This window comes from Radicibacter daui, from assembly GCA_030657355.1.
Taxonomy (GTDB): domain Bacteria; phylum Pseudomonadota; class Alphaproteobacteria; order Radicibacterales; family Radicibacteraceae; genus Radicibacter; species Radicibacter daui.
In genome coordinates this window covers 4,072,791-4,097,011 of sequence record CP131056.1, presented here as the reverse complement: position 1 = coordinate 4,097,011, position 24,221 = coordinate 4,072,791, and the positions used below count along the sequence as shown (strand labels likewise).

The window sequence follows — 24,221 nt, the reverse complement described above, 5'->3', positions numbered from 1 at the left end:
GGCGCCGGTCAGTACTCGAAGGCCGTAAGCAGATAGAGGCGCCGGCCGGCGGTGGCGCCGAGCCACAGGGCGACTGCGCTCCAATAGTCCGCCGGCAGATGCGAGGCGGCCAGATCGCGCGAGAGGCGGCGCTGCAGGCCGGGAGAGAGCCATCCCAGATCGGCCGGGAGTTCATCCTCCGTCAAGGTTGCTTCCCATCTGGCCAGTGTTTCCAGCCGGTCACCCAGCAGCAAGGGACGGCCTCCGGCCCCGGTTTCCTGCGCCAGTGCCCAGAGATTGGCCGGGTAGGGAAAGCTGAGCGCAGCTTCGGTTTCCCAGGCGCTGAGGCAGATCGTGGCGGCAATGGCCTGGCCCCGGTCCATCTGCATACCGGCCAGCAGCGAAGGTTCTGTGGGCAGGCGGGCCGCGCGCAGAAAGGCAGCAGCGAGCGGGGAAATGGATTGCCGCAGGAATATGTCGGTTCTCGGCAATCTGAGCTGATTGCCGACAGCCTCCGGGGATGTTGCGGCTATGTGAAAGCGCAGGGTCATAAGGCTGGAGCCTTTGTTTGGTGCCTCGCCTCACGGGCGCAGAGAGCCGGCGGCAGTTGATCGGCCGCCGGCCCGATCCGTCAGTTGCAGTTGTTGGCGGTGCCGTTGGCCACGCGGCCCCGATTGGCGAGTGCGTACTGGGAGGTGGCCTGACCTGCAGCGGCGGTCGTGACACCGGCGGGGCGGGCAACCAGCCAGTGGGCGGGATTGTGGGGATCGCGTGTGGCAATGTAGTTGTTGCCATTCCCCAGTCCGGTAACCGGGCCGTGGTCGTCGCCCGGATTGGCCAGCGTTACGGTCAGGCGGAATTTGCAGAATTTGGGGTGTGGGGGATTGTTGCCCGCCGTCATCAGGGACAGCTCGTTATTGTAGTTGAACTGCTCGGGAGCCAGATTGGCGTAGGTTGCGTGTTGCCCGGCCGGAGGCGGCTGGATGCGCCCGACGTCGCGGTAAAGCTCAAGGGCGGAAGCCAGTGACGGCAGTGCGAAGGCGCTGACCGCAGCGAGGAGGGCGATTGCCCGCCGGCGGGAGATGAATGGACGCATGAGAAAGCTCTCGCTTGCATGTGTCCCCCCTGAAAATTTTCTAACCTTAAATTGATATTTTATCAATATAAGCAATTAAATATTGCAACACCTGTCATGGTGGACGCGGAGCGACCGATAAGGTTATCCAGTTGCAACGTCCCGCGAGAGGGCGCCCCGTGGGGAGTTGAGGATGTCCAAAGCAATCAAACGTTTCCGCCCGACCTTCTGGGCTACTTTCTTCACGGTTCCCGTGCTGTGTCTGCTGATCGCCCTCGGCCTCTGGCAATGTTATCGGCTGCAATGGAAGCTGGGGCTGCTGGCGACCATCGACGCACGCATGCACTCGCAGCCGATGGCGCTGCCGACGGAGATTGTGCCGCCGGTCGAGCCGTGGGATTTTCAGCCCGTCGCGGTCAGCGGGCGTTTCGACAACGCGCATGAGCTTTATCTGACCGGCCGCTCCTATCAGGGGGCGTCGGGCTACAATGTGATCACGCCGCTGACGCTCGACGACGGGCGCACAGCCTTTGTGAATCGGGGCTGGGTACCCTATGAAATGCGCGACCCTGCCACGCGCAAGGACGGGCTTGTTGACGGCGAGACACAGTTGGTTGCCGTGGCCCGCGTTCCGGGTGCCAAGGGCTGGATGCAGCCGGAGAATGACGTGGCCAAGAATGTGTGGTTTCACGCCGATCTTGCCGAAATGGCGGGTGCGGTGGGGGCAACGCGTTTCGTGCCGTTGTTGCTGGAGCAACGCCCGGATCCGGCTGAGCCGGCAGGGCCCTATCCACGGCCGATCTCGACGGCGACCAACATCAACAACCCGCACCTGCAATATGCAATGACCTGGTTCGCTTTTGCGCTGACGCTGGCCGTGATTTATTTCCTCTATCACTGGCGGCCCGAAGAGGAGCCGGCCGACAAGGCGCAGGAGTAGGCGCCCCGGCCAGCACCCTGGAGGCACGGCAATTTATCGGTCCCGGGGCAAGAACCGGGCAGGCAGGAGACAGGCAGGACATGGCTGCAGCGCTGGCTGAACTGGAAGGGCGCTTCAAGCGCATCAGCAACATCAACGGGGCGCTGGCCGTACTGGGCTGGGACCGCTCGGCGGTGATGCCGGCTGGCGGCGCCGAGGCACGGGCGGGCCAGGTGGCGGCTCTGTCCGTCATCGCGCATGAGATGGTGACGGCGCCGGATATGGATGGACTGCTCTCCACGGCCGAGGCCGAGCCGGTGAACGACCGCTGGCGCGCCTCCAACCTGCGCGAGATGCGCCGCGTCTGGGTGCATGCCAATGCGGTGCCGGGCTCACTGGTCGAGAAGCTGGCCCACGCCACCTCCGCCTGTGAAATGGCCTGGCGTCAGGCGCGGCCGGCCGGTGATTTCGCGGTGGTGAAGCCGCATCTGGCAACCTTGCTGGAACTGGTGCGGGAGACGGCGGTTGCCAAGGCGGAGGCACTGGGCACCAGCCTCTATGATGGCCTGCTTGACCAGTACGAGCCGGGCATGAAAAGCGCGACCATCGACGCGCTGTTTGACGATCTGGCGACCTTCCTGCCCGGTTTTATTGGCGAGGTGCTGGATAAGCAGGCTTCCGCCGGGCCGATCCTGCCGCTGGAGGGAAATTTCCCGATTGCAAGGCAGGAGGCTCTCGGCCGCCGGCTGATGCAGGCCATCGGTTTCGATTTCAACCATGGCCGGCTTGATGTCAGCGCTCACCCCTTCTGTGGTGGCACGCCCGACGATGTGCGCATCACCACGCGCTACCGCGAGGATGATTTTGCCTCCGCCATCATGGGGGTGATGCATGAGACCGGGCACGCCATGTACGAACTGGGCCTGCCCAGGGACTGGCGCGGCTTGCCGGTGGGTGAGGCGCGCTCCATGGCCATCCATGAAAGCCAGAGCCTGATCGTCGAGATGCAGGCCGGCCGCAGCGCCGAGTTTCTATCCTATGCCGCTCCGCTCTTCCGCGAGGCCTTTGGCGGCAACGGGCCGGCCTGGGAAGCACAGAATATCCGCCGGCTCTATACCCGCGTCTCGCGCGGCTTCATTCGCGTGGAAGCGGATGAAGTGACCTATCCTGCCCACGTCATCCTGCGCTTCCGCCTCGAAAAGGCGCTCATTGCCGGCGATCTGACGCTGGATGATCTGCCGGGGGCCTGGAATGACGGCATGAAGGAGCTTCTGGGTGTGGTGCCGCCGGGCGATACGCTGGGCGTGCTGCAGGACATCCACTGGTACGACGGCGCGTTTGGCTACTTCCCGACCTACACGCTGGGCGCGATGACCGCGGCGCAGCTGTTCGATGCCGCCTCCAAAGCCGACAGCGACCTCAAGCCCGGCCTCGCCCGTGGCGATTTTGGTCCGCTGATGCGCTGGCTGCGCAGCAACATTCATGAAAAGGCCTGCCTTCTGGACAGCACCGCGCTGCTGACCGAGGCAACGGGCAAGCCGCTTGATGCCGGCATCTTCAAGCGCCACCTGACGCAGCGCTATCTCGGTTGAAAAGGGCAGCCGGCCCGGCGTTGAACGGGCCGGCCTTTGCCTGAAAAGCGCAGCTGCCCTGCGCAAAACTGCGCCCAGCCGGCATCAGCCATGCCGAGCGAGCAATTGAAGCAAAGCTGTCACAGTCTTATGGTGCTCGCCACATAAAGGGACGGAGCGAAACGCCGTGAAGTATATCAGCACCCGCGGGAAGGCCCCGGAGCTCGAGTTCGACGATGTGATGCTGGCCGGTCTGGCACGGGACGGCGGCCTTTATATCTCCAAGAGCTGGCCGCGCATCAGCGGCGAAGAAATGCGCTCCTGGCGAGGCATGCCCTACTGGGAACTCGCAACCCGCGTCATGCTGCCCTTCATGGGCGGGCGCATCGACGAAGCCGACTTCGCCGATATCGTCAAGGATACCTACTCCGGATTTGACCACGCCGCCGTCACGCCGCTCATCCAGCTGGATGAGAAGCTGTTCGTGATGGAGCTGTTCCACGGCCCCACCCTTGCTTTCAAGGATGTGGCCATGCAGCTGCTTGGCCGCCTCTATGACTATGTGCTGAAGAAGCGCGGCCAGCGCGTGACCATTGTTGGCGCCACCTCCGGCGACACCGGTTCCGCTGCGCTCGAAGCCTTCAAGAACCGCGAATGCGTGGATATCGTCATCCTGCATCCCAAGGGCCGTACCTCCGAGGTGCAGCGCCGGCAGATGACGACCATCAAGGCCGACAATGTTCACAACATTGCGCTTGAAGGCACCTTCGACGATTGCCAGGACATGGTTAAGGCCATGTTCGCGGATACCAATTTCCGCGACAGCATCAATCTTTCCGCCGTCAATTCCATCAACTGGGCCCGTATCATGGCCCAGGTGGTTTACTACTTCCACGCCGGCCTCGCGCTTGGCGCGCCCGACCGCCCGCTGAATTTCGCGGTGCCTACCGGCAATTTCGGCAACATCTATGCAGGCTATGTGGCCCGCCGGATGGGCGTGCCGATCGAGAAGCTGGTGTGCGGCAGCAATTCCAACGACATCCTGCACCGCTTCTTCTCCACCGGCGCGATGGATGTTGAGACCGTGGTGCCGACGCTGTCGCCCTCCATGGACATCCAGATCTCTTCCAACCACGAGCGCCTGCTGTTCTCGCTGCTGGAGCGCGACGGCGAGAAGCTGACCGACGCGATGACCCGCTTCCGCTCGACCGGGCATATGGAAGTGCCGGCCGGCGCGCTGGACCGGGCGCAGGCGATCTTCGCCAGCCATCGCAGTGATGATGCGGCCACGCTAGCCACCATGCGCGAGGTCTATCGCCGCTCCGGCTGGCTGATCGATCCGCACACCGCTGTCGGCGTTGCCGCCGCCCGCGCCGTTACGCTCGACCCGAGCACGGTCACTGTGGCCTTTGGCTGCGCGCATCCGGCCAAGTTCCCCGATGCGGTGGAAAAGGCGACCGGCGTTCGTCCGGGCCTGCCGCCGCGCCTCGCCGATCTTTATGAGCGCGAGGAAGTCTATACGACCCTTCCCAATAATCTGGCCGTCGTGCAGGAGTTCATCCGCTCCAGCGTCGTCGCGCCTGGAGCTGCTGCATGAGTTCTTCCGTGCGTGTCACGACCCTCGATAATGGCCTCAAGGTCGTTACCGACGAGATGCCCCATGTCGAAACCGTTTCCGTCGGCGTGTGGGTTGGCGTAGGCGCCCGCAACGAAGTGCCCGCCGTCAATGGTGTGGCCCACATGCTTGAGCATATGGTCTTCAAGGGCACCGAGCGTCGTAGCGCCCGGCAGATCGCCGAAGAGGTGGAAGCTGTCGGCGGGCAGATGAATGCCTATACCGGCCGCGAGAACACCGCCTTCTATGTGAAGGTGCTGAAGCAGGATGTCGGCCTTGGCGTGGATGTCATCTCGGATATCCTGCAGAACTCCGTGTTCGATCCGGAAGAATATGAGCGTGAGCGTACCGTGGTGCTGGCCGAGATCGGCCAGGCGCAGGACACGCCCGATGACATCGTCTTCGACCATTTTCAGCTGGCGGCCTATCCGGATCAGGCCATCGGCCGCCCGGTTCTTGGCACCAACGAGAGCATCGGCGCGCTTGGCCGCGACGAAGTGGCGGGCTATCTGCACCGCCACTATGCCGGCGGCAACATGGTGCTGTCGGCTGCCGGCAATATCGAGCATGACCGCTTGGTTGACCTTGCGCGCAATGCCTTTTCCGGCAGCAAGGCCGAGGCCGAGCCGATGGTCGAGACCGCCCGCTATGAGGGCAGCGAGCTGCGCGACGAGCGCGATCTCGAGCAGACCCACATCGTGCTGGGCTTTGACGGGCTCAGCTATCACGACCCGGATTTCTACGGCCTGTCGCTGCTCTCCACCGCCCTTGGCGGTGGCATGTCCTCTCGCCTCTTCCAGGAGGTGCGGGAAAAGCGCGGCCTAGTCTATTCCATCTATAGCTTCAGCGCCTCCTATCAGGATGGCGGGCTGTTCGGTATCTATGCCGGCACCAACCCCGAGGATGTGGGCGAACTCATCCCCGTGGTGTGTGACGAGATGCTGAAGGCAGCCGGCGGCATCACCGACGAAGAGATGGAGCGTGCACGCGCCCAGATGCGGGCAGGCCTGCTGATGGGTATGGAATCCACCATGGCGCGCTGCGAGCAGAGCGCCCACCAGCTGCTGAGCTATGGCCGCGTGGTGCCGGTGGACGAGCTGGTGGCGCATATCGAGGCGGTTGACCGGCCGATGCTGCAGCGGGTGGCACAGCGCCTCCTGGCAAAACGCCCCACCCTCTCCGCCGTTGGGCCTCTGGCGGGGCTGGAAAGCTATGATAACATAAGGGATCGGCTGGCCGCCTGACGGGTTCTTCCCGTCGAGGGCGGACAGCACCTCCCGGGCTGTTCCTCCCTGAATGATGCGCTTGCTGCCCAGTGCTTTTGGCCAGATCGGCTCTACCGTGATTGAAGGCCCGCGCCTTGTCATGCGCGCGCCGGTGATGACCGATTGGCAGGAATGGGCCCGCTTGCGGGCCGCCTCCCGCGACTATCTGGAGCCGTGGGAGCCGGTCTGGCCTGCCGATGCGCTGACGCGGGCGGCCTTTGCCCGCCGGGTGCGCCGCTACAGCGCCGACTGGCAGACCGATGTGGGGTACGGCTTCCTCATCTTTTTGCGCGGGGTCAATCAGGGCTTCGGCGCCATGGTCGGCGGGCTCAACCTCTCGAATGTGCGCCGCGGCGTCGCCCAGATGGGCACCATCGGCTACTGGACCGGCGCCAGCTTTGCCGGTCGCGGTTACATGACGGAAGCAGTAGGTATGGTGTGCCGCCACTCTTTCGGTGAACTCAGGCTGCACCGGGTGGAAGCCGCCTGCATTCCAGACAATCTTGCCAGCCGCCGCGTGCTGGAAAAGGCCGGCTTTCGCGAGGAAGGCTTTGCCGAGCGCTATCTGCGCATCAATGGCCAGTGGCGTGACCATGTGCTGTTCGGCATGGATGTCGAGCGTTTCCACTCATTGCCGCCGCATTCTGCCGGCTGAGGCCTTTTCTCTTTCCTGATCATCTTGCTGCCCCGTGCGATCACCCCGCTCCTTGAAGGCCGGGGTCGTGATCCGCTTTTTGCTTTGGCGGACAGCAAACTGACAGGCTGGGCAGGCGATAGAGGCGGGGACCGGAGTGCTCCCGGTCATCCCTCAAGCAGCCTCGTTTCCGCAAAGGAAAGCCCATGCGTATCGCAACTGCCGTCGTTCTCGCTGCCGTCACCGTGCTGCCGTTGGCCGCTCATGCAAGCCCGAAATGCACCGCCGAGCCCAAGGACAAGTGGATGAGCCAGGAGGCCATGACCTCCAAGATCAAGGCGCTCGGCTTTACCTTCAAGGAGCTCGAAGTCACCGGGTCCTGCTATGAAATCTACGGCAAGAACGCCGAAGGCAAGAAGGCCGAGGTTTATTTCAACCCGGTCACCGGCGATATCGTGAAGTCCGAGATCGACGACTGATCTGTCGATGAGCGACGACGTCATCGAGGCGGGGGTGCAGGGCGCCCCCGCTGCCGCAGCTGAAGTCAAGGTATGGGACCCTGTCGTTCGGCTGTTTCACTGGCTGGTTGTGACCGGCTGCATCCTCAACCTCTTCATCCTGGAAGAAGGGCATCTGGCCCATCAGGTAACCGGCTATGTGGTCGCCGGGGCGCTAGCCGTGCGCGTGGTCTGGGGCTTCATCGGCAGCCGCTATGCCCGATTTGCCGACTTCTTCCCTACGCCCGCACGCCTCTCCGCCTATCTCGGGGCCATGCTGCGGGGTGAGCAGCCGCGCATGCTCGGTCACAACCCCCTCGCCTCATTGATGATGCTGACGCTGATGTGCCTGCTCGGGGCCACCGCGCTGACGGGATGGATGCAGACGCTCGACATGTTCTGGGGCGTGCGCCTGATCCGCCACCTGCACGGCTTCTTTGCCAATGGCATCATGGTGCTGGCCTTCCTGCATGCTGCCGCCGGCCTCTTTGAAAGCTGGCTGCATCGTGAGAACCTCATCTGGTCGATGGTGACCGGACGCAAACGTGCATGAGGGTATTGCTGATTGAAGACCGTGCCCGTCTGCGCGAACTGCTGGGTGAGGCGGTTCGCGAGGCGGGCTGGCGTGTCGATGCGGTGGAGACGGCGGAAGAAGGTCGGGCTGCACTGGCGGTAGTCGATTACGACCTGCTGCTGCTCGATCTCGGCCTGCCGGATGAAGACGGCCTTGACCTGCTGCGGGAGTTGCGCGCGGGCGGCATGGCGATTCCCGTACTCGTGCTTACCGCCAGGGGGGCCGTGGACGAGCGTATCGCCGGGCTCGATGCCGGGGCGGATGACTATCTGGTCAAGCCCTTCAATAATGGGGAACTTCTGGCACGGGCCCGGGCATTGCTGCGTCGGGCACCGAGCAGTGCCATGCCGATTCTGGAGTATGGTAGGCTGTGTTTCGATCCGGCAACGGCACGCGCCAGCTGCGGGCAGGAGGAAATCCCTCTTTCCCCAAGGGAGCGGGCGGTGCTCGAGCTTTTGCTGCGCAACGCCGGCCGCGCGCTCGCCAAGCGCAAGCTGGAAGAAGCCTTCTCCGAATTCGGTGAAGAAAAGGGGGCCAACGCCATAGAACTGGCCGTCTCGCGCCTGCGGCGCAAGCTGGAAAGCCTTGATACCGGCTGTGATCTGGTGACCGTGCGGGGTGTCGGGTATTTGCTGCGCGAGACTGGCAGCTGATGGCAGCGCGGGCGGTGCCGCTTGCCCGGCTGATTGGCCGGCGCATCATCCTCTTTACCCTGCTCGCCATGCTGGCGCAGCTGGGTGTGATCTTTTTTGACTACTACCGTGATGATGGGGAACTCGCCCGGCTGCTGATCGAGCAGGAGACAGGGCTTCTGGCGCGGGGAACCAGCCTCCAGGATGGCCAGCTCATCTATCATCTGCCGCATGATGATCTGCACCGTTATGTCCGGCGCGGATCGGGTTACTTCGCCCGGGTGCGCACCGAAGATGGTGCCGTGCTGTTTTCCGGGTGTGACCTCGACTGCGAGGAGCATTTCCTGCCGCTTAACGTCAATCCGCCCGATTTCTGGTCGCGCCAGCTGCGCCCCGGCAAGCCGTTGAGCGTGGTCGGCGGTCGCACTGTGCAGGTCGCGGGACGAAAGGTGCTGGTAGAGGTCGCCGTAATTGGCGACCGCAATGGCAAGATATGGAACGTGCTGGGACGCGAAGTCATCGACCATATGATCGTGCCGATGACCCTCAGCCTGGTGTTCGTGCTGGGTGGAACGCTGCTTTCCATCCGTGCCGCGCTTGCTCCGGTACGCCGGGCCGCGTTGGCGGCCGAGGCGCTCGATCCGATGAACGCCGCCTCCCATCTTGAAACCGAGGGGATGCCGCGCGAGATCGAGCAGCTTTCAAGCGCGGTCAATCGCGCTTTTATCCGCGTCGGCGAACTTATCCGTTCGCAGAAGCTTTTCACCTCAGCCATTGCGCATGAAATTCGCACGCCACTGGCGATCCTCAAGCTGGAGCTTGGCCATGTCGACCATCCACGGGCCCGCAAGGCTGAAGCCGATCTGGACGAGTTAACGCGCTTCGTGGCGCAATTGACTGCGCTTGCCCGTCTCGAAGCCTCGGACAGCAGCAATTTCGTAGAGCTTGATGCCGAGACACTGGCGCTGGAGACTGTCGAAGCGATGGCTCCCTGGGTTTATGAGCAGGGCTGCGAGCTGGAGTTTGAAAGTGATGGCAGCTTCCGGTTGCCGGGGATTGCCGGACTGCTGCGCGATGCCGTCCGTAACCTGATCGAAAATGCGGTGCGCCACACCCCTCGGGGAACGCGCATCACCGTGCGGGTGACCGGTACCGGGATTATCAGCGTGAGCGACGATGCTCCGCCGCAGCCTGAGCGCCGGGTTTCTCCGGAAACGGAAGGTGCCGGGATCGGCCTCCAGATCGTGCGCCGTATTGCCGGGCTGCATCATGGCCGTTTCGAACTGAGGCGGGGCTCGTCCGCCGGCACTTCTGCCCAGCTTGAGTTTCCTTTCAGTAACAAGGGATAAGCCAGCATCCGTCCGGTTATTGCAACTCGAACAGCGCCTTGGCGAGGCTCTGTTTCGTGTAGGGTTTGGCAAGCAGGTTGAGCCCGCTGTCCGCAGCGGCTTCTTCCTCTGAATGTTCCCGCCCCTGGCCGGAGGTGAAAAGTACCTTGAGACCGGGGTGGTGGCGCTTTGCACGGGCGGCCAGATCGGGACCCAGCATCCCCCCGGGCAACAGAATGTCGGCGAAGATGACGCCGATCCGTTCGTCGCGATCCAGCAATTGCAGCGCTTCGCAGGCGTTGGCGGCGGCGCGTGTTTCAAGGCCGAGATCGCCGAGCAGGCGGCAAGCGAGATTGCGGACCTCTTCGCCATCCTCCACCACCAGGACCCGGCCGAGCCTTGCCGCATCGAGAGCGGGAAGGCCGGTTTCTTCGCCAGCGATCGGGGCGCAATTGTCGCAGCGGGGCAGCAGTATGCGCATGGTGGTGCCGGTGCCGGGCGCACTGTAGGCGCTGATGGTGCCGCCGGACTGGCGGATGAAGCCATAGACCATGCTGAGGCCGAGCCCGGTGCCTTTGCCCTTGTGTTTGGTCGAGAAGAACGGGTCGAAAACGCGCCGTTGTGTTTGCCCCGACATGCCGGTGCCCGTATCGGTCACGAGGAGTTGCACATAGTCGCCGGGCGTCAGCGGGCCGGTCGGCTCCAGATCGGTGGGACCCAACTGCACATTGTCGCTCTGGATCAGGATGGTGCCGCCCTGCGGCATGGCATCACGCGAATTGATGATGAGGTTGAGCAGCGCGTTTTCCAGCTGGGCGACATCGACCTTGCACAGCCAGGGCGCCGCAGACAGCAGCGGGATGATCTGGATGGTTTCCCCCAGTGTTCTCTCCAGCAGCGGCTGCACCGATTCGATGACTGCATTGAGAGTGGTCGCATTGGGGGAGAGAACCTGTCGGCGGGCGAAGGCAAGCAGGCGGCCCGTCAGGTCAGCCCCGCGCCGGGCGGCATGGCGGGCCGGGTCCAGCAGCTCGCGACGGTCATCACTCTCAGGCACCTCGTCGGCAAGAAGCTCAAGGTGACCGATGATGACTGTCAGCAGATTGTTGAAGTCGTGGGCGATGCCGCCGGTAAGCTGGCCGATGGCATCCATGCGCAGCGCCTGCTGCAGCTGATCGCTGAGAGCGCGTTGCTGGGTCATGTCCTGCAAGGTCAACAGCAGGCCGTCCGTTCCGGGCGCCGGACGCACGCCGAGCAGCAGCGGCACCAGCGTGTCGTCCTTGCGCTTTGCCAGTACTTCGCCACTGGCATGGCCGCAACGGGCGGAGAGGGCCGCCGCAGTCAGCGGCGTGCCGCTTTCATCCAGCACAAAAAGGCTGGCGGCGTCGCGGTCCAGCAAGTCGGCAAGATGTTCGTGCAGGATATCGAGCAGGGCGGGATTGGCGTGTCGCAGCATACCGTCGGGTGCAACAAGTGCCGCTCCGCAGGCGATGGCATTGAGGAGCGTTGCCGATGCCGGCTCTTCCTGTGACTGCAATTCAGCCGATGACAGCCGGCGCGCCTGCATGCTGTGTGCACTATGCTCGATACCCGGCAAGTCAGCCCCTGCTCGCTGTTTACTCTTTTTGAGGTTCTGCCCGGATGCCCGGGGCAAAGGACGGCCTTGTCCCTAAACATTCAATTTACCAGAAGTTTGACGCATCTGCATCGTGACCTAAAGGTCAGTGGCCACATTATTGGTTGTGGCGGGTTGATGTTTCACTGGGATGGCGGGAAGGCCCATGTCGTGTGGCGCGGTCTACTGCGATTGACGCCGGGGGGCGGGGCAGCCCATTCTGGAGATCACGATTGTCGGGGGCCGTCGGGGTGGCGGTGGTCGGGCAGGCGGTTGGGGAAAAGGATTTCATGGCTTTAGCCGGGGTAAAGCGCAGCCTGTCCGTTACTGTGGCGATCCTCGCGGCAGGGTTTTCGGCCGCAGCCCAGGCCCAGCAGCCAGCGCCGCCGCAGGCGGAACAGACGATCACTCTTGCTGGCGGCGATGTGGGCTCAACCTATTACGCCACTGCCGGCAAGCTGTGCGAGATCGTCAACAACGCCGGGCAGGCCCTGCGCTGTGTGGTGGTGCCCTCGACGGGCTCTGGCGGGAATATCGAACTGTTACGTGCCGGCAAGGTCGATATCGGCTTCGCGCAATCTGACTGGCAGTATCAGGCCTATACCGGGGTCAAGGAGTTCGAAGGCATCGGGCCGATGAACAACCTGCGCTCGGTCATGTCGCTTTATGCCATCGACCTCACCATCTTCGCCCGCGATGATGCCAAGATCCATGTGGTCGAGGATCTGCGTGGAAAGCACGTCAATCTGGGCTCCGCAAAGTCCAATGCACGGTTGCTCATGCGGCTGTTGCTGGCATCGCTCGGCTGGGGGATCGCCGACTTCGAAAATGCGCTGGAAGTAGACGATGCCGCCCAGAAGGAGGCGCTGTGCAGCGGCGCTCTTGCGGCCGGCGTGGTAGCGACGGTGCATCCATCACGCGACGTCTCGGCGTTGATGCATGACTGCCCGATTTCAATGGTGCCGCTTACCGGCGTGGCGGTGGAGGGGCTGGTCAGCCAGTTTCCTTACTATGCCTATGACACTATTCCGGCGGGCACCTACGCGGAGCAAAGCGAGAGCGTGCAGACTTTTGGCGTGCGCACCACCCTGGTCTCGCGGGCCGGCGTGTCGCCGGATCTCATCTACGGCTTTTTGACGGTTATCGGAGAGCACTTGCAGGACCTTGCGGCCCTGCATCCCGCTTTCGGGCGTATAACATTGCAGGATGCAGCGTCAGAGGGGCTGACTGCACCGCTGCATGATGGTGCCCGGCGTTATTATTCGGAAAAACACATCATTCTGCCCAATCGCTGAGCGCAACAGGAAGAGGGCGGGTTTCCGAAATGCGATTGTGGCCGCGCCGCCAAGCACATAGTGTGAAAAGGTCGCGTTGTGCGTCGTTGCCGGGGGGGCGCGGCTGATGCCTCTGGTCATCTACGAAGTTTATGGACATGACGGCAATCGCTGGCACCTTGAGGCGCGTTTCAAGGAGCACCAGCGCGAGAACGCGCTTGAGCTGGCCGACGGGCTGGCGGCCGATGGCGAATACCGGCAGGTACGGGTCAGCCGTGAGGTAACCCTCGCCGACGGCGAGGTGCGGGCACAGACCGTCTACAAGGCAATCTCCCCCAATCCCAAACCCAACATGGCCATCAGCCGCCCGGTGGGCGGCAAGATTTCCATCGAGGCGTCCGAGGATTATGTCGAGGAGCAGGTGAAGGCACGCCGGGAGCGTGCACTGCACCCGGGCCTCAAACCCGCCCGGGAACTGCGCGAACCATCCGCCTCCCGTGTGCTCTCCAAACTGATTCTGGCGGTCTTTGTCGGAGCGGCGGCGGCTCTCGGGATTTATTCCGGCCTCACGCGGCTCAACATTCAGCTGGGCGGCGGCTTTATCGACGTATCGGTGCTGATTGCCGGCTTTTTCCTCGTCGGCGGGCTGGCGGCGGCGACGCTGCTCTTCAACGAGAATGTGCGCGAGCTGTTTATCCGCGAGGAAGAAAAGCCAGAGGGGGAGGCCGCAGCGGATGCCCCGGCGGAGCCTTCCGCCGAAGCGCTTGCTGAACTGGCCGCCCAGAACCCGGAAGAGCAGAAACAGCAGGCCCCGGCTGAGGAAGCCGTGCCGGAAGTGCCGCGTTTCGATGAACCGGATGCCGTCGATGCGGTGGTGATCGAAAAACTGCCGAACCACCGGGACTTTGCCACCTTCCTTGCCCAATCGCTGTGGGAGGCGCAGCAGACGGTCGCGGGCGGTAAACGCCTGACGCTGGCGCTCGACCGGCAGGGAGCCATGCTGTTCATGGCCGGCGCGGCGGAGCGTTTTGCCGATGCCGGCGGCTGGACGGACAATCAAAGCCGTGCCTTCCTGCAGAAGGTGCTGTCGGTGATTGCCCCCGAAGCGGCAGAACGGCGCAGCTTCGTACGGCTTTTTCAGGAGTATCTCATCGCCGGGCCGGCGATCGGCGTCTATAGCGCCGGGGCCCGGGCGGCTTCGGCCATGCTGGCAGCCAAGGAAGGGGCAGCCGGCCTTCTTGCCCAGGCAATCGGCGCTTTCAAGACGGCGAACGATCCCAAGAAGCTGGAAGGGACGGCCGCCCCCACACTTCTGATGACCCGTATTCATGATCTTGCCGCACCCGGCCGCAATCAGGTGCGTCCTGCCGTGGTCGAGATTCATGACGCCATCCTGCGGGCAGCGCTGGAGGTGCATCAGGGTATTGAGGTGCGGCGGGTGCCGCTGGGCATGCAGGCGAGCTTCGAGACAGCGGACGCGGCTCTCGCAGCGGCAATCTCCATCGCCATGCAGGTGGATGCCAACACCAAGGACCAGCCGGAAGTGGCTTTCCAGATTGGGGCTGGCATCATCAATGCCAGCGAAGGGGCAGGCAAGGGACCGCCCGGCAGCGGCGTGACCAACCGGCTATTGGCGGCAGTTGCCAAATTTGCCGGCGCCGGGCAGATCGCGACCACCGCGACCATTGCGCGCGGCCGCCAGTCCCGCACGCTCAAATTCTACGATGCTGGCCAGCTCAAGATGGACGGCCTGCCGCAGCCGGTGGAGATGAGTTATGTCGGCTGGCAGGCAATGGCCGATATCGAGCCTTCCGATGACGCGGAGAGGGCAGTGGACGACCGCGCAGCCATCGACTAATCCCTTCATTTGACTGACTGAGGGATGAACGATGACGGTTGCGGACGGGGCGTTGCGTGTACTGGTAACCGGCGAGGGGCTGGTGCCGGCGGCACTTGGTGAGCTGGAGCGTTTCGGGGCGCGCGTCGAGGTGATGCCGGGCGCCATTACCGAGGACCGGTTGATTGCCGAACTGGCTGCGGCTCCCACGGCGGCCGTGCTGATGCGTGCCAACCCGCCCTTCAGCCGCCGTGTCATCGAGAGTTCGCCGCATCTCAAAATCCTCGCCAAGGCGGGTGTCGGCGTCGATGCCGTAGACTTGCAGGCGGCCACCGACCATGGCGTGCTGGTGACCACCAGCGGCGATGCCAATGCCGACGCGGTGGCAGAGCACACCATGGCACTGATGCTGTCCCTCCGGCGCGATGTCGTCTGGCTCAGCGAGCGGGTGCATGCCGGCCAGTGGGATCGCGGGCGTTACCTGGGCCGTGAGCTCGGCGGCAGCACGCTCGGCATCGTCGGTTTCGGCAATACCGGCAAGCGCGTGGCGCGGATGGCTCTGGCCTTCGGGATGCGGGTGATCGTGCTGGCACGTCCGTCGCTGATCCTGCCGCCTGATCTGGCGGCCGTCGAGCCGGTGAGCCGTGCGGAGCTGCTGGCACAGAGCGATGTCATCTCCCTGCATTGCCCGCTGACGCCGGAGACACGCCATTTTGTCGGTGCGGAAAGCCTCAAACTCATGAAGCCTGGCGTGCTCGTCATCAACACCTCGCGGGGCCCGCTGGTGGACGAAGCCGCGCTGGCTGAGGCTATCCGCAACGGACAGGCAGGCGGGTTTGCTGCCGATACCCTCTCTGCCGAGCCGGTAAAGCCGGATAATCCGCTTCTGGGGTTCAAGAACGTCATCCTCACACCGCACATTGCTGGCGAGACGCCGCAAACGGTGGAGCGCATTCTGGTGCGCGCGGCGGAGTGCATAACCGGTTTTGCCGGCGGCAAGCCGGTCGATCCGGCGATGGTTGCCAACAAGGGCTGGCTTGATCGCCCGGCGATGAGCCGCTAGACCCGTTTTCCCGAATACTAAAACCGAAGCCGGCCCAGTGCCGGAGCCCGAGAGACCATGGACAAGCCCGCCCGCGACCTGCCCACCTATATCCTGACCATCATTTGCCCGGATCGCACCGGTATCGTGGCGGCGGTGTCGGAGTTTCTGGCGGCCCGGCGCTGCAACATCGTGGATGTACAGCAATTCTCCGATCCGCTCTCGCGCCAGCTCTTCATGCGCCTTGCCTTTACGGCGGCGGAGGGAAGCCCGGACCGCGGGGCTCTGTCGGATGAATTTACCCATATCGGCCGCCGGTTCGACATGCATTGGGAACTGCATGACAGCGGCCGGCGCCAGCGTCTGCTGCTGATGGTCTCGCGCCTCGGTCACTGCCTGTCGGACATTCTCTTCCGCTACCGGGCGGGCATCCTGCCCATCGACATTCCTGCCATTGTTTCCAACCACCGCACCTATGAGGAAGAGGCCCGGTTTTACGGTATCCCCTTCCACTATCTGCCGGTGACGGCCGCCACCAAGGCAGAGCAGGAAGCAAAGCTGTGGGAGATCGTGCAGAGCGAGCGTATCGATCTGGTCGTGCTTGCCCGCTACATGCAAGTGCTCTCTGGCGAGATGTGCGACCGCCTAAAGGGGCGCTGCATCAACATCCATCATTCCTTCCTGCCCAGCTTCAAGGGTGCCGGCCCTTACCGGCAGGCCTATGAGCGCGGCGTTAAGGTGATCGGCGCGACGGCGCATTATGTAACCGCCGATCTCGATGAAGGGCCGATCATCGACCAGGATGTCGAGGCGGTGGACCACACCAAGGGGCCGGAGACACTGGCCGCCATTGGCCGCGATATCGAGCGCAAGGTGCTGCTGCGGGCGGTCGAGGCTCATATCGAGCATCGCATCATCGTCAATGGCGTGCGCACCATCGTCTTCCGCTGACGCGGGCGGATGGCAGAGACAAAAAGGCGGCCGGATCGCTCCAGCCGCCTTTTCTTTTGCCTGAAGTCTTGCCTCAGCCGCCGGAAGCGGCGGGCTTGTCCGGCACTGTCAGCGTGTCCACGGTCGCTTGCAGACGCTCCAGCTTGTAGCCCGGCACCTTATAGACCCAGCCGGCCGTGCGGGCGTTGATCGCATCTGCTTCCTTCTTGACCTTGTCGTCGGCGCTGTCCGCCGCGACGGCCTTCACGGCAAGCCAGACCTTGTCTTCCTGCTTCAGGAGGCTGGCGGTCAGCGTCAGGCCGTCAGTCGTCGTCAGGACCGCCTGCTGGTAAGGCTTGGCGCCGGTATCGGCCGGAGCCTTGTGCACGTCGTCAAAATCCATGATCTCGAAGGCGCCGGCCACGTTGCCGATCTTCCAGTCCTGGTCCACCTTGCGGCCGGCCGGCATGTCCTTGAGGACAAAGCTGTCACCGCTGTCCGTCTTCTGGACCGTCAGTGGCTGCCGGTCGGTGCCGGAAAGCGTCACGCTTTTCACCCGCTTGCGGTCGATGTCGGCCACGGAGCGGTCCAGCCAGCCGTTGGTCGTCTTCTGCATGTCGAAGGTGCCGGTAACGAGCCAGCTTTGCGGCTCGCCCTCACGGCGCACGTAAAGTGCCTGACCGGTGCCGCCAAGGCCGCCCGGGCGCTCCTTGCCGACGATGAGATCGGCAACGACCTTGCTGCCAGCCTCCAGCTTCACCCCGGCAGCCTCGTTGCCCTTGGCGGGCTCCTCGACGTCGAGGCGGCCATAAAGGTCCGGGCTGGAGGTGCGCGCTTCGGAGATGCTGAGCTGGCTCATGCCCACCAGCATCTGGTGCACCAATTCGGTCTTGGCCGGGTAATTGTCGCGTTCGGCTTCCACCCATCCCTTGTCGGCGCGGATCAGCGTGGCGGTTTCGCCGTCATGGCTGACGGTGATCTTATCCACGCTGTCCAAAGCTCCGGCCAGGTCCGGCAGCAACTTGTCGCCCGGCGTAATGCGGGAGACGGAGAGAGAGGTGTAATGGACCGCCACGGCGCCGCCGGTCATGACCAGGGCGGCAGCGGCGAGAAGGGCAAGTTGCTTGTTGCTCGGCATGGTTTCTTGTCCTCACTGGCCCTTGGCGGCGCGGTCGCCCCGCACACGGCGGCGGCGGTTGGAGCGCAGCAGGCCGAGCCCGATGGCGGTCACGGCGACGAGGATGGGAACGAGGGCGATGTTGACGAACTTCACCCAGCTTCCCAGCCGCTCGATATCCTCTCGCAGCTTGCGCTGGACGTCGCGCAGCTGGGTGCGGATTTCCAGCACCTTGCCCCGGAAGCTATCCAGTTCCTTCTGCTGGTCGCCCGTCAGCACACCCTTCTTGGCATCGTCACCCGAGGTGCCCTTCTGCAAGGCGGTGAGCTTGGACTGGGTGTCCTTGAGGTCCTGCTCCAGCTTGTTCTCGGTCTGGCGATACCGCGCCTCGGCCTTGCGGGTAAGGCTGTCGATCACCGTGAAGGGCCGGGCCGACAGGCCCTGACCGCGCAGGCTGGAGAGGTCGGGCGCACCGGAGAGATGCTCCATGGCGCTGACCACGAGATTGCCGTTGCTGGCAATCGGCGTCACATCCTGCGAGCCGAAGAAGTTCTGGGTCTGTATCCAGAACTCGTCCCGCAGCATGTCGGTATCGGCAAAAACCAGAACCTCGATCTTGCCGTCCTTGACGAAGTCAGCCTTGGCCTTGGCTTCGTTGGCTGCGGTCGCCGCATCGGCGGCGGCATCCGGTGCCTTGCCTGCGGCATCGGCCTCTTTTTTCTTCGGCGGCGGCGGGCCGTCGGGGAAGGCGCTTGTGGCTTCCCCGGTCACGCGGGCCGCGATGGTAAGCGGCTTGCCGCCCGGCTTGAACTCGTTCAGCAGCTTGGCCGGATCAGGCTGGAACATCGCCTCGGCCGCATCGACCTCCTCGCTGTCGGGCGAGGTGTAGCCGATGGGCTTGAAGGTCGTGGTCGCGCCCTTGACCGGGTTGAGTACGCCGGCGGTGGCCAGATTGACGGTGTCGATATCCGCCGTTGCCGGGTCGTCGCTGGCGAAATTCTGCGCCTTGAGCCCCATCCACAGCACATAGTCGGTCACCGCCGGGCGTCCGCCCTGCATCACTTGCACGCGCTGGGCGTTGTCGGCGTCTGCGGCCAGCTTGCCCGGCTCCATCTCCACGCCCCAGGCCTTGAGCAGCTTGTCGAGATGCGAGGAGAGATCGCCGCCCGGCTGCTGCTGCATGCGCTGCTCGGCCTCGCTCAGCGGGTCGAGCATCACCATCGCCTTGCCGCCCTTCAGCACATACTGGTCGATGGCGTACTGGGTCTGCTCGGAAAGGCCTTGCGGGTGGATGAGCAGAAGCGCCTTGGTGGTCTTGGGGTCGATGCTGTCTACATCCCCGCCCAGCTCATGCACGTCGAAGACGGCCTGCAATTCCTTGTCGATCTGCCAGGGCGGCGTTGCCTGGCCCTGCATGTTGGGCGGACCGCCGGCAATCGGCAGGCCGCTGATGACGGCGATCTGCGGCTTTTCCGGATTGGCGAGCTGGTAGACCAGTTTGGTGAGGTCGTAATGCAGGAACCCTTCTTCCTGCGGCTGGAAGAAGGGGATGGCCTGCTCGTCATCCGTCATGTTGGTGCCGACGAGCCCGAAATAGGCGTTCGTACCGGTCTGGTCGACGGGGACGGGCTGCAAGCCATAGGCATTGGCCCGGTCTTCCTCGGCGGAAAAGGGCTCGGGATCATAGATCTCGAGCTTGATCTTGCCGTCCGAAGCGCCGGCGAGTTCTTCCAGCAGTTCCTTTACACGGTTGGCGTAAACGCCATAGTTCGGCGCGGCCTCGCCAAGGCTCTTGGAATAGAAGAAGCGCAGCGTGATCGGGTCCTTGAGCTTGCCAAGAACCTCTTTGGTAGCCGGAGCCAGCGAATAGAGATGGCGCTGGGTCAGATCCAGCCGGGCGCCCTTGAAGAGCCCGTCGGAGACCAGCTGGGTGGAGACGAACAGCACGCCGGCCAGACTGGCGGCGGCGAGAGCGCGCGAAGCGGGTGTGCTTAGCATCAGTCGGCCTTCCGCAGATCGAGAATGAGGGCGTTGGCATAGAGGAAGAGGGCGATCAGCGTGACGAAGTAGATGAGGTCGCGCAGATCGAGCACGCCGGTCTGGATGGCCTGGAAATGCGTCATGATCGACAGCGAGGCGACGGTCGAGACCAGCGCGGCCGGAGCCCAGCCCGAGAAGAAGTCCAGCACCATCGGCGTGCCCGCCACGGTGAAGACGAAGGCGACGGCTGCGGTCAGCACGAAGGCGATGACCTGGTTGCGGGTGATGGCCGAGAGCGCCGAGCCGATGGCGAGGTAACCGCCTGCCATCAGCAGGCTGCCGATATAACCGGCGAAGATGACGCCGTTATCCGGCCCGCCCAGCACATTGACGGTGATCCACACCGGGAAGGTGAGGGCGAGGGCAATGCCAGTGAAGGCCCAGGCGGCAAGGAACTTGCCGACCACGGCCTGGCACTGGGTAAGCGGCAGGGTCAGCAGCATCTCGATGGTGCCGCTCTTGCGCTCTTCCGCCCACAGCCGCATCGAAATCGCGGGGATGAGCACCAGATAGAGCCAGGGGTGGAAGTTGAAGAAGGGCTGGAGATCAGCCTGTCCACGCCCCAAGAGGTTGCCCATCATGAAGGTGAGGGCACCTGAGAGGACAAGGAAGATGGTGATGAAGACGTAGGCGACCGGCGTTGCGAAGTAGCCGGCCAGCTCGCGTTTGAATACGGCTAGCGTCTTGTTCATGTAAGGCGGCTTTCCCGTGAATGGGGCTTCGCGTCAGGCGGCGCGGTGAGTGTCGAGGGTGATGTGGCGGAACACATCCTCAAGGCGGCCCTGGTCGACCGTGATGTCGGCAGCCGACCAGCCGCCGCTGCGCACCGCCTCGGTGACGGCCGCCACGATGCTGGCGCGGCCCTGCGGCACGACGACAAGGCGCGCAGCGCCGTCGGCGGACGTCTTCTCTACCCGCTCCACGCCGGCCAGCGCGGCCAGCGCAGTTTCGGCCGTGGTGGCCTGCGCCTCAGGCAGCAGCAGGCTCACATTGTTGTGGCCGGGCGCCATGGCATGCAGCTCTTCCGGCCGGGCATCGGCCAGCAGGCGGCCCTGCGCGATGATGACCGCGCGGGTGCACAGGGCATCCACCTCTTCCAGAATGTGGGTGGAGATGATGATCGCCTTGTCGGCGGCCATGCCTTCAATCAGGCGGCGCACCTCGTGCTTCTGGTTGGGGTCGAGGCCGTCGGTCGGCTCGTCGAGGATGAGTACGGCCGGGTCATGCAGCAGCGCCTGCGCGAGGCCGACGCGGCGCTTGAAGCCCTTGGAGAGCGTTTCGATCGGCTGGAGGCGAACCTCGCCGATCTGTGTCTGCTCCATGGCGCGCTCTATGGCCTTGTCGCGGGCGGCGCCGGAAAGGCCGCGCAGCTCGGCAGCGAATTTGAGAAAGCCGATCGGCGTCATGTCGGAATAGGCCGGTGCGCCTTCCGGCAGGTATCCGGCCATGGCGCGGGCGGCGAGCCCGTCGGTCAGGATGTCGTGGCCACACAGGCGCGCGGTGCCGCTGGTCGGCGGCAGGAAACCCATGACCATCTTCATCGTCGTTGACTTGCCGGCACCGTTGGGGCCGAGGAAACCGAGAACTTCGCCTTTCGGTACGGTCAGGCTGATATTGTCGACCGCCAGAAATTGGCCAAATTTCTTGGTGAGTCCGTCTATCTCAATCATCGGGCGAGACCCATTTGTTTTGCCTTGGTTGAGCCGAAACTCGATGGACCCGGATCCTGCCTTCCGGTTGCGGTTCCAGCCGCCTGCCCTGTCTTCCCCAAGACAGGGCGAGCGGTGAAAACTGCTAGTCTTTCAATCGGAGAACAAGGCAGAATCATGGCGAGACCCCTTGAAGGTCCTGCGGCGAATTGACGGGTGGCGATAAATAGATGCTCCGGCGCGTGCATTCGATAGCGGGTCTAGTGCTCTTTGCTTATGTGCTGGGGCATCTGATAAATCATTCTCTTGGCGTTATTTCGCTCGATCTAATGGAAGCCGCGCGCCCCTACTTCATGGCGTTCTGGCTGACCTGGGTCGGAACGGCGACGCTCGGCATTGCCGCGCTTACCCATTTCACGCTTGCCCTCGTCATTACCCTGCGTCGGCGGCGCCTTTCCATGCCGGTGTGGCAATGGATGCAGCTGAGCCTCGGCATCGCCATTCCGCTGCTGCTGGCCGAACATCTGATGAGCACGGCCGGTGGGCGTCTGGGTTACGGGCTTCAGCCGACTTATGCCTATGTGCTCACCTCCTACTGGGTGGCGGGGCCGCTGTGGAAGGCGATCCTGCATCTGGCGCTGCTGTTCGTGGCGTGGGGGCATGCCTGTATCGGGCTTGGTTATTGGCTGCGTACCAAAAGCTGGTGGCCCGGCGTGGCTCCGTGGCTGCTGGCTTTTGCCGTCGCGCTGCCGGTTGCCGCTGCCGGCGGATATCTGGCAAGCGCCCGTGATGTGATTGCCCTTGCCAAAGTCCCGGGCTGGATTTCGGCGCTGGCAGCCGGCATCCACTATGCTGGTGCACCGCTGGAGGCTTTTGTCCGGCAGGCAACGCTGGAGATGCGCCTGACGGTCGTTGCCATTCTTGCCGCGCTGCTGGTGGCCCGCACCCTCCACATGCTCATCCTGCGCCACGGCAAAAGCATTCGCCTGACCTATCCGGACGGCCGCATCATCTCGCTGCCACGCGGCGGCACCATTCTGGAGGCGAGCCTTGCCGCCGGGGTGCCGCATGCTTCGGTGTGCGGTGGCAAGGCGCGCTGCTCTACCTGCCGGGTGCGGGTGGGGCGGGGCGGCGACCTGCTGCCGGCGGCAAGCGCACTGGAAGCGCAGGTGCTGCGCCGCATCTCGGCGCCGCCCTGGGTGCGCCTTGCCTGCCAGGTGCGGCCGACGCGCGATCTGGAAGTGATGCCGCTGCTGCAGCCGGGCGGCGATTTGCGCAGCGCGATGCGTGAAGCCAGCATGAAAAGCGACGGGCAGGAGATGGAAATTGCCATTCTCTTTGCGGATCTCCGCGGTTTTACCAAGCTGTCGGAAAAGAAGCTGCCTTATGACGTCGTGTTCCTGCTCAACCGTTATTTCGCCACCATGGGCGAGGCGATTACCGATGCCGGCGGCCATATCGACAAATTCATCGGCGACGGGATCATGGCGCTCTTCGGCCTGCAATCGGGACCGGAGCAGGGCGCGCGCGACGCGCTGAAGGCGGCGCGGGCGATGTCGGTGGCGCTGGCAGAACTCAACCAGTCACTTGCCGACGATCTTTCCGAGCCGCTGGCCTTCGGCATCGGCATTCATATGGGCCATGTGATCGTCGGCCAGATGGGCCATTCCACCGCCGTCACGCTGACCGCCATCGGCGATGTGGTGAATACCGCCAGCCGGCTCGAATCCCAGACCAAGGAACTGGGGGTGGAGCTGATCGTCAGCGAGGTGGTGGCAAGCCGGGCCGATGTCAGCCTGATGCATTATCCGGCGCATGATGTTGCCGTACGGGGGCGTACGGAAACGCTTGCCGTACGTTCTGTCACCAAAGCGAGCCTGCTGCCTGAAATCGCCGCCTGAGCCGTCTAGTTTCCGGCAAGGAGAGTGGCGAGCGCGGGGGAAAGTCCCTGACTGCTAATGAAGCTCTGCGGGGCTCGTGCGGTAGTGGTGTCGGCGCTGGTTCTCTCCTGCAACGCCGTCAGCCCGGCCGACAGGCAATCGATCAGAAGCAGGTCGGGCGGCAGGTTCTTCGCGAGATCGATCATCGCCGCCCCGCCCAGAATGATCACTTCGGCGCCGGCCCCTTGCAGCTGGCGGCAAGCGGCGCCGATGGCGGGGGCGGCGAGTTCCGGATCGCGGCTGATGGCAAGGCCACTGAGATTGAGGATCTCGGTGCCCCGATAGAGTGGCCTGGCGGTGGGGCCGATCCGCTCCTCCAGCATGTCACGCCACAGGGCGCCGGCGGTCACGATGCCAAAGGCTTTGCCGGTCCGGCAGGCGACTTCCAGCGAGGCCTCCAGCAGGCCGGCGACGGGAGCGCCGCTGACCTCGCGGAGTGCCTCCAGCCCCGGGTCGCCGAAGCAGGTCAGCAGAATGCCGTCGAATCCGGCACCGGCACGGGCAAGGCAGTCGAGTGCTGCATGGCCGGCAATGGCATAGGAGGCGCGCGAGGCGATGACGTCGCCGCCAAAGCTCGCCGTCATCGCTTCAACCTCAACATCCGGGGCAAGGCGTGCGCGTGCACCGTCGGCGATGCGGGCCGTCATGTCGGCAGAGCAGTTGGGGTTGATCAGCAGGAGCCGCATCG

At 64.0% G+C, this 24,221-nt stretch carries 22 protein-coding genes; 14 read left to right on the top strand and 8 right to left on the bottom strand.

The window, feature by feature from the left end:
• Window positions 1–8: 8 nt before the first annotated feature.
• Window positions 9–470, bottom strand: coding sequence for a hypothetical protein (locus QTL98_RS19110; RefSeq protein ID WP_445680053.1), 462 nt, complete (start codon window positions 468–470; stop codon window positions 9–11).
• 140 nt (window positions 471–610) lie between these two features.
• The gene (locus QTL98_RS19105) at window positions 611–1,075 is read right to left on the bottom strand and encodes a hypothetical protein (RefSeq protein ID WP_445680052.1); all 465 of its coding nucleotides are present in this window, start codon (window positions 1,073–1,075) and stop codon (window positions 611–613) included.
• 172 nt (window positions 1,076–1,247) lie between these two features.
• On the opposite strand from QTL98_RS19105, the gene QTL98_RS19100 reads away from it, so the two are divergent.
• The 9 genes from QTL98_RS19100 (at window position 1,248) to QTL98_RS19060 (ending at window position 10,110) form a co-directional block, all read left to right on the top strand.
• A complete protein-coding gene (locus QTL98_RS19100) occupies window positions 1,248–1,994 on the top strand; it encodes an SURF1 family protein (RefSeq protein ID WP_445680051.1) in 747 nt (248 codons plus the stop codon).
• An 80-nt stretch (window positions 1,995–2,074) separates the two neighbouring features.
• Window positions 2,075–3,565 (top strand): carboxypeptidase M32, encoded by a 1,491-nt coding sequence (locus QTL98_RS19095; RefSeq protein WP_445680050.1) that lies wholly within the window; start codon window positions 2,075–2,077, stop codon window positions 3,563–3,565.
• A 166-nt stretch (window positions 3,566–3,731) separates the two neighbouring features.
• Window positions 3,732–5,141, top strand: coding sequence for a threonine synthase (gene thrC, locus QTL98_RS19090; protein ID WP_445680049.1), 1,410 nt, complete (start codon window positions 3,732–3,734; stop codon window positions 5,139–5,141).
• The gene (locus QTL98_RS19085; RefSeq protein ID WP_445680048.1) at window positions 5,138–6,403 is read left to right on the top strand and encodes a M16 family metallopeptidase; all 1,266 of its coding nucleotides are present in this window, start codon (window positions 5,138–5,140) and stop codon (window positions 6,401–6,403) included. Before thrC ends, QTL98_RS19085 begins: the two co-directional genes overlap by 4 nt.
• A gap of 55 nt (window positions 6,404–6,458) precedes the next feature.
• Window positions 6,459–7,079, top strand: coding sequence for a GNAT family N-acetyltransferase (locus QTL98_RS19080; protein ID WP_445682192.1), 621 nt, complete (start codon window positions 6,459–6,461; stop codon window positions 7,077–7,079).
• 185 nt (window positions 7,080–7,264) lie between these two features.
• The gene (locus QTL98_RS19075; protein ID WP_445680047.1) at window positions 7,265–7,537 is read left to right on the top strand and encodes a PepSY domain-containing protein; all 273 of its coding nucleotides are present in this window, start codon (window positions 7,265–7,267) and stop codon (window positions 7,535–7,537) included.
• 7 nt (window positions 7,538–7,544) lie between these two features.
• Window positions 7,545–8,108 (top strand): cytochrome b/b6 domain-containing protein, encoded by a 564-nt coding sequence (locus tag QTL98_RS19070; protein ID WP_445680046.1) that lies wholly within the window; start codon window positions 7,545–7,547, stop codon window positions 8,106–8,108.
• Window positions 8,105–8,782 carry a response regulator gene (locus tag QTL98_RS19065; RefSeq protein ID WP_445680045.1) on the top strand — a complete coding sequence of 226 codons (678 nt, stop codon included), beginning with the start codon at window positions 8,105–8,107 and terminating at the stop codon, window positions 8,780–8,782. The genes QTL98_RS19070 and QTL98_RS19065 overlap by 4 nt, the downstream gene beginning before the upstream one ends.
• Window positions 8,782–10,110 (top strand): sensor histidine kinase, encoded by a 1,329-nt coding sequence (locus QTL98_RS19060; RefSeq protein ID WP_445680044.1) that lies wholly within the window; start codon window positions 8,782–8,784, stop codon window positions 10,108–10,110. Before QTL98_RS19065 ends, QTL98_RS19060 begins: the two co-directional genes overlap by 1 nt.
• Window positions 10,111–10,126: 16 nt before the next feature.
• Here QTL98_RS19060 and QTL98_RS19055 read toward each other — a convergent pair whose 3' ends face one another.
• The gene (locus tag QTL98_RS19055) at window positions 10,127–11,686 is read right to left on the bottom strand and encodes a PAS domain-containing hybrid sensor histidine kinase/response regulator (protein WP_445680043.1); all 1,560 of its coding nucleotides are present in this window, start codon (window positions 11,684–11,686) and stop codon (window positions 10,127–10,129) included.
• A gap of 308 nt (window positions 11,687–11,994) precedes the next feature.
• On the opposite strand from QTL98_RS19055, the gene QTL98_RS19050 reads away from it, so the two are divergent.
• From QTL98_RS19050 to purU, 4 genes are all read left to right on the top strand, one after another.
• Window positions 11,995–12,999, top strand: a complete 1,005-nt coding sequence (locus QTL98_RS19050; RefSeq protein ID WP_445680042.1) for a TAXI family TRAP transporter solute-binding subunit — start codon at window positions 11,995–11,997, stop codon at window positions 12,997–12,999.
• Between the two features lie 106 nt (window positions 13,000–13,105).
• Complete coding sequence (locus tag QTL98_RS19045; protein ID WP_445680041.1) at window positions 13,106–14,836, top strand: hypothetical protein; 1,731 nt, start codon at window positions 13,106–13,108, stop codon at window positions 14,834–14,836.
• A 31-nt stretch (window positions 14,837–14,867) separates the two neighbouring features.
• A complete protein-coding gene (locus QTL98_RS19040; RefSeq protein ID WP_445680040.1) occupies window positions 14,868–15,878 on the top strand; it encodes a hydroxyacid dehydrogenase in 1,011 nt (336 codons plus the stop codon).
• A 57-nt stretch (window positions 15,879–15,935) separates the two neighbouring features.
• Complete coding sequence (purU, locus tag QTL98_RS19035) at window positions 15,936–16,808, top strand: formyltetrahydrofolate deformylase (protein ID WP_445680039.1); 873 nt, start codon at window positions 15,936–15,938, stop codon at window positions 16,806–16,808.
• Window positions 16,809–16,881: 73 nt separating this feature from the next.
• Here purU and QTL98_RS19030 read toward each other — a convergent pair whose 3' ends face one another.
• From QTL98_RS19030 to QTL98_RS19015, 4 genes are read right to left on the bottom strand one after another with little or no spacing between them, the layout of a single operon-like run.
• The gene (locus tag QTL98_RS19030; RefSeq protein WP_445680038.1) at window positions 16,882–17,925 is read right to left on the bottom strand and encodes a DUF4340 domain-containing protein; all 1,044 of its coding nucleotides are present in this window, start codon (window positions 17,923–17,925) and stop codon (window positions 16,882–16,884) included.
• Between the two features lie 12 nt (window positions 17,926–17,937).
• Window positions 17,938–19,902 carry a GldG family protein gene (locus QTL98_RS19025; RefSeq protein WP_445680037.1) on the bottom strand — a complete coding sequence of 655 codons (1,965 nt, stop codon included), beginning with the start codon at window positions 19,900–19,902 and terminating at the stop codon, window positions 17,938–17,940.
• The gene (locus QTL98_RS19020) at window positions 19,902–20,636 is read right to left on the bottom strand and encodes an ABC transporter permease subunit (protein WP_445680036.1); all 735 of its coding nucleotides are present in this window, start codon (window positions 20,634–20,636) and stop codon (window positions 19,902–19,904) included. The genes QTL98_RS19025 and QTL98_RS19020 overlap by 1 nt, the downstream gene beginning before the upstream one ends.
• A gap of 33 nt (window positions 20,637–20,669) precedes the next feature.
• A complete protein-coding gene (locus QTL98_RS19015; protein WP_445680035.1) occupies window positions 20,670–21,614 on the bottom strand; it encodes an ABC transporter ATP-binding protein in 945 nt (314 codons plus the stop codon).
• Between the two features lie 209 nt (window positions 21,615–21,823).
• On the opposite strand from QTL98_RS19015, the gene QTL98_RS19010 reads away from it, so the two are divergent.
• Entirely contained in the window at window positions 21,824–23,494 is a 1,671-nt protein-coding gene (locus tag QTL98_RS19010) for an adenylate/guanylate cyclase domain-containing protein (RefSeq protein WP_445680034.1), read from the top strand.
• 5 nt (window positions 23,495–23,499) lie between these two features.
• Here QTL98_RS19010 and QTL98_RS19005 read toward each other — a convergent pair whose 3' ends face one another.
• Window positions 23,500–24,219 (bottom strand): aspartate/glutamate racemase family protein, encoded by a 720-nt coding sequence (locus QTL98_RS19005; RefSeq protein ID WP_445680033.1) that lies wholly within the window; start codon window positions 24,217–24,219, stop codon window positions 23,500–23,502.
• Window positions 24,220–24,221 lie beyond the last annotated feature (2 nt).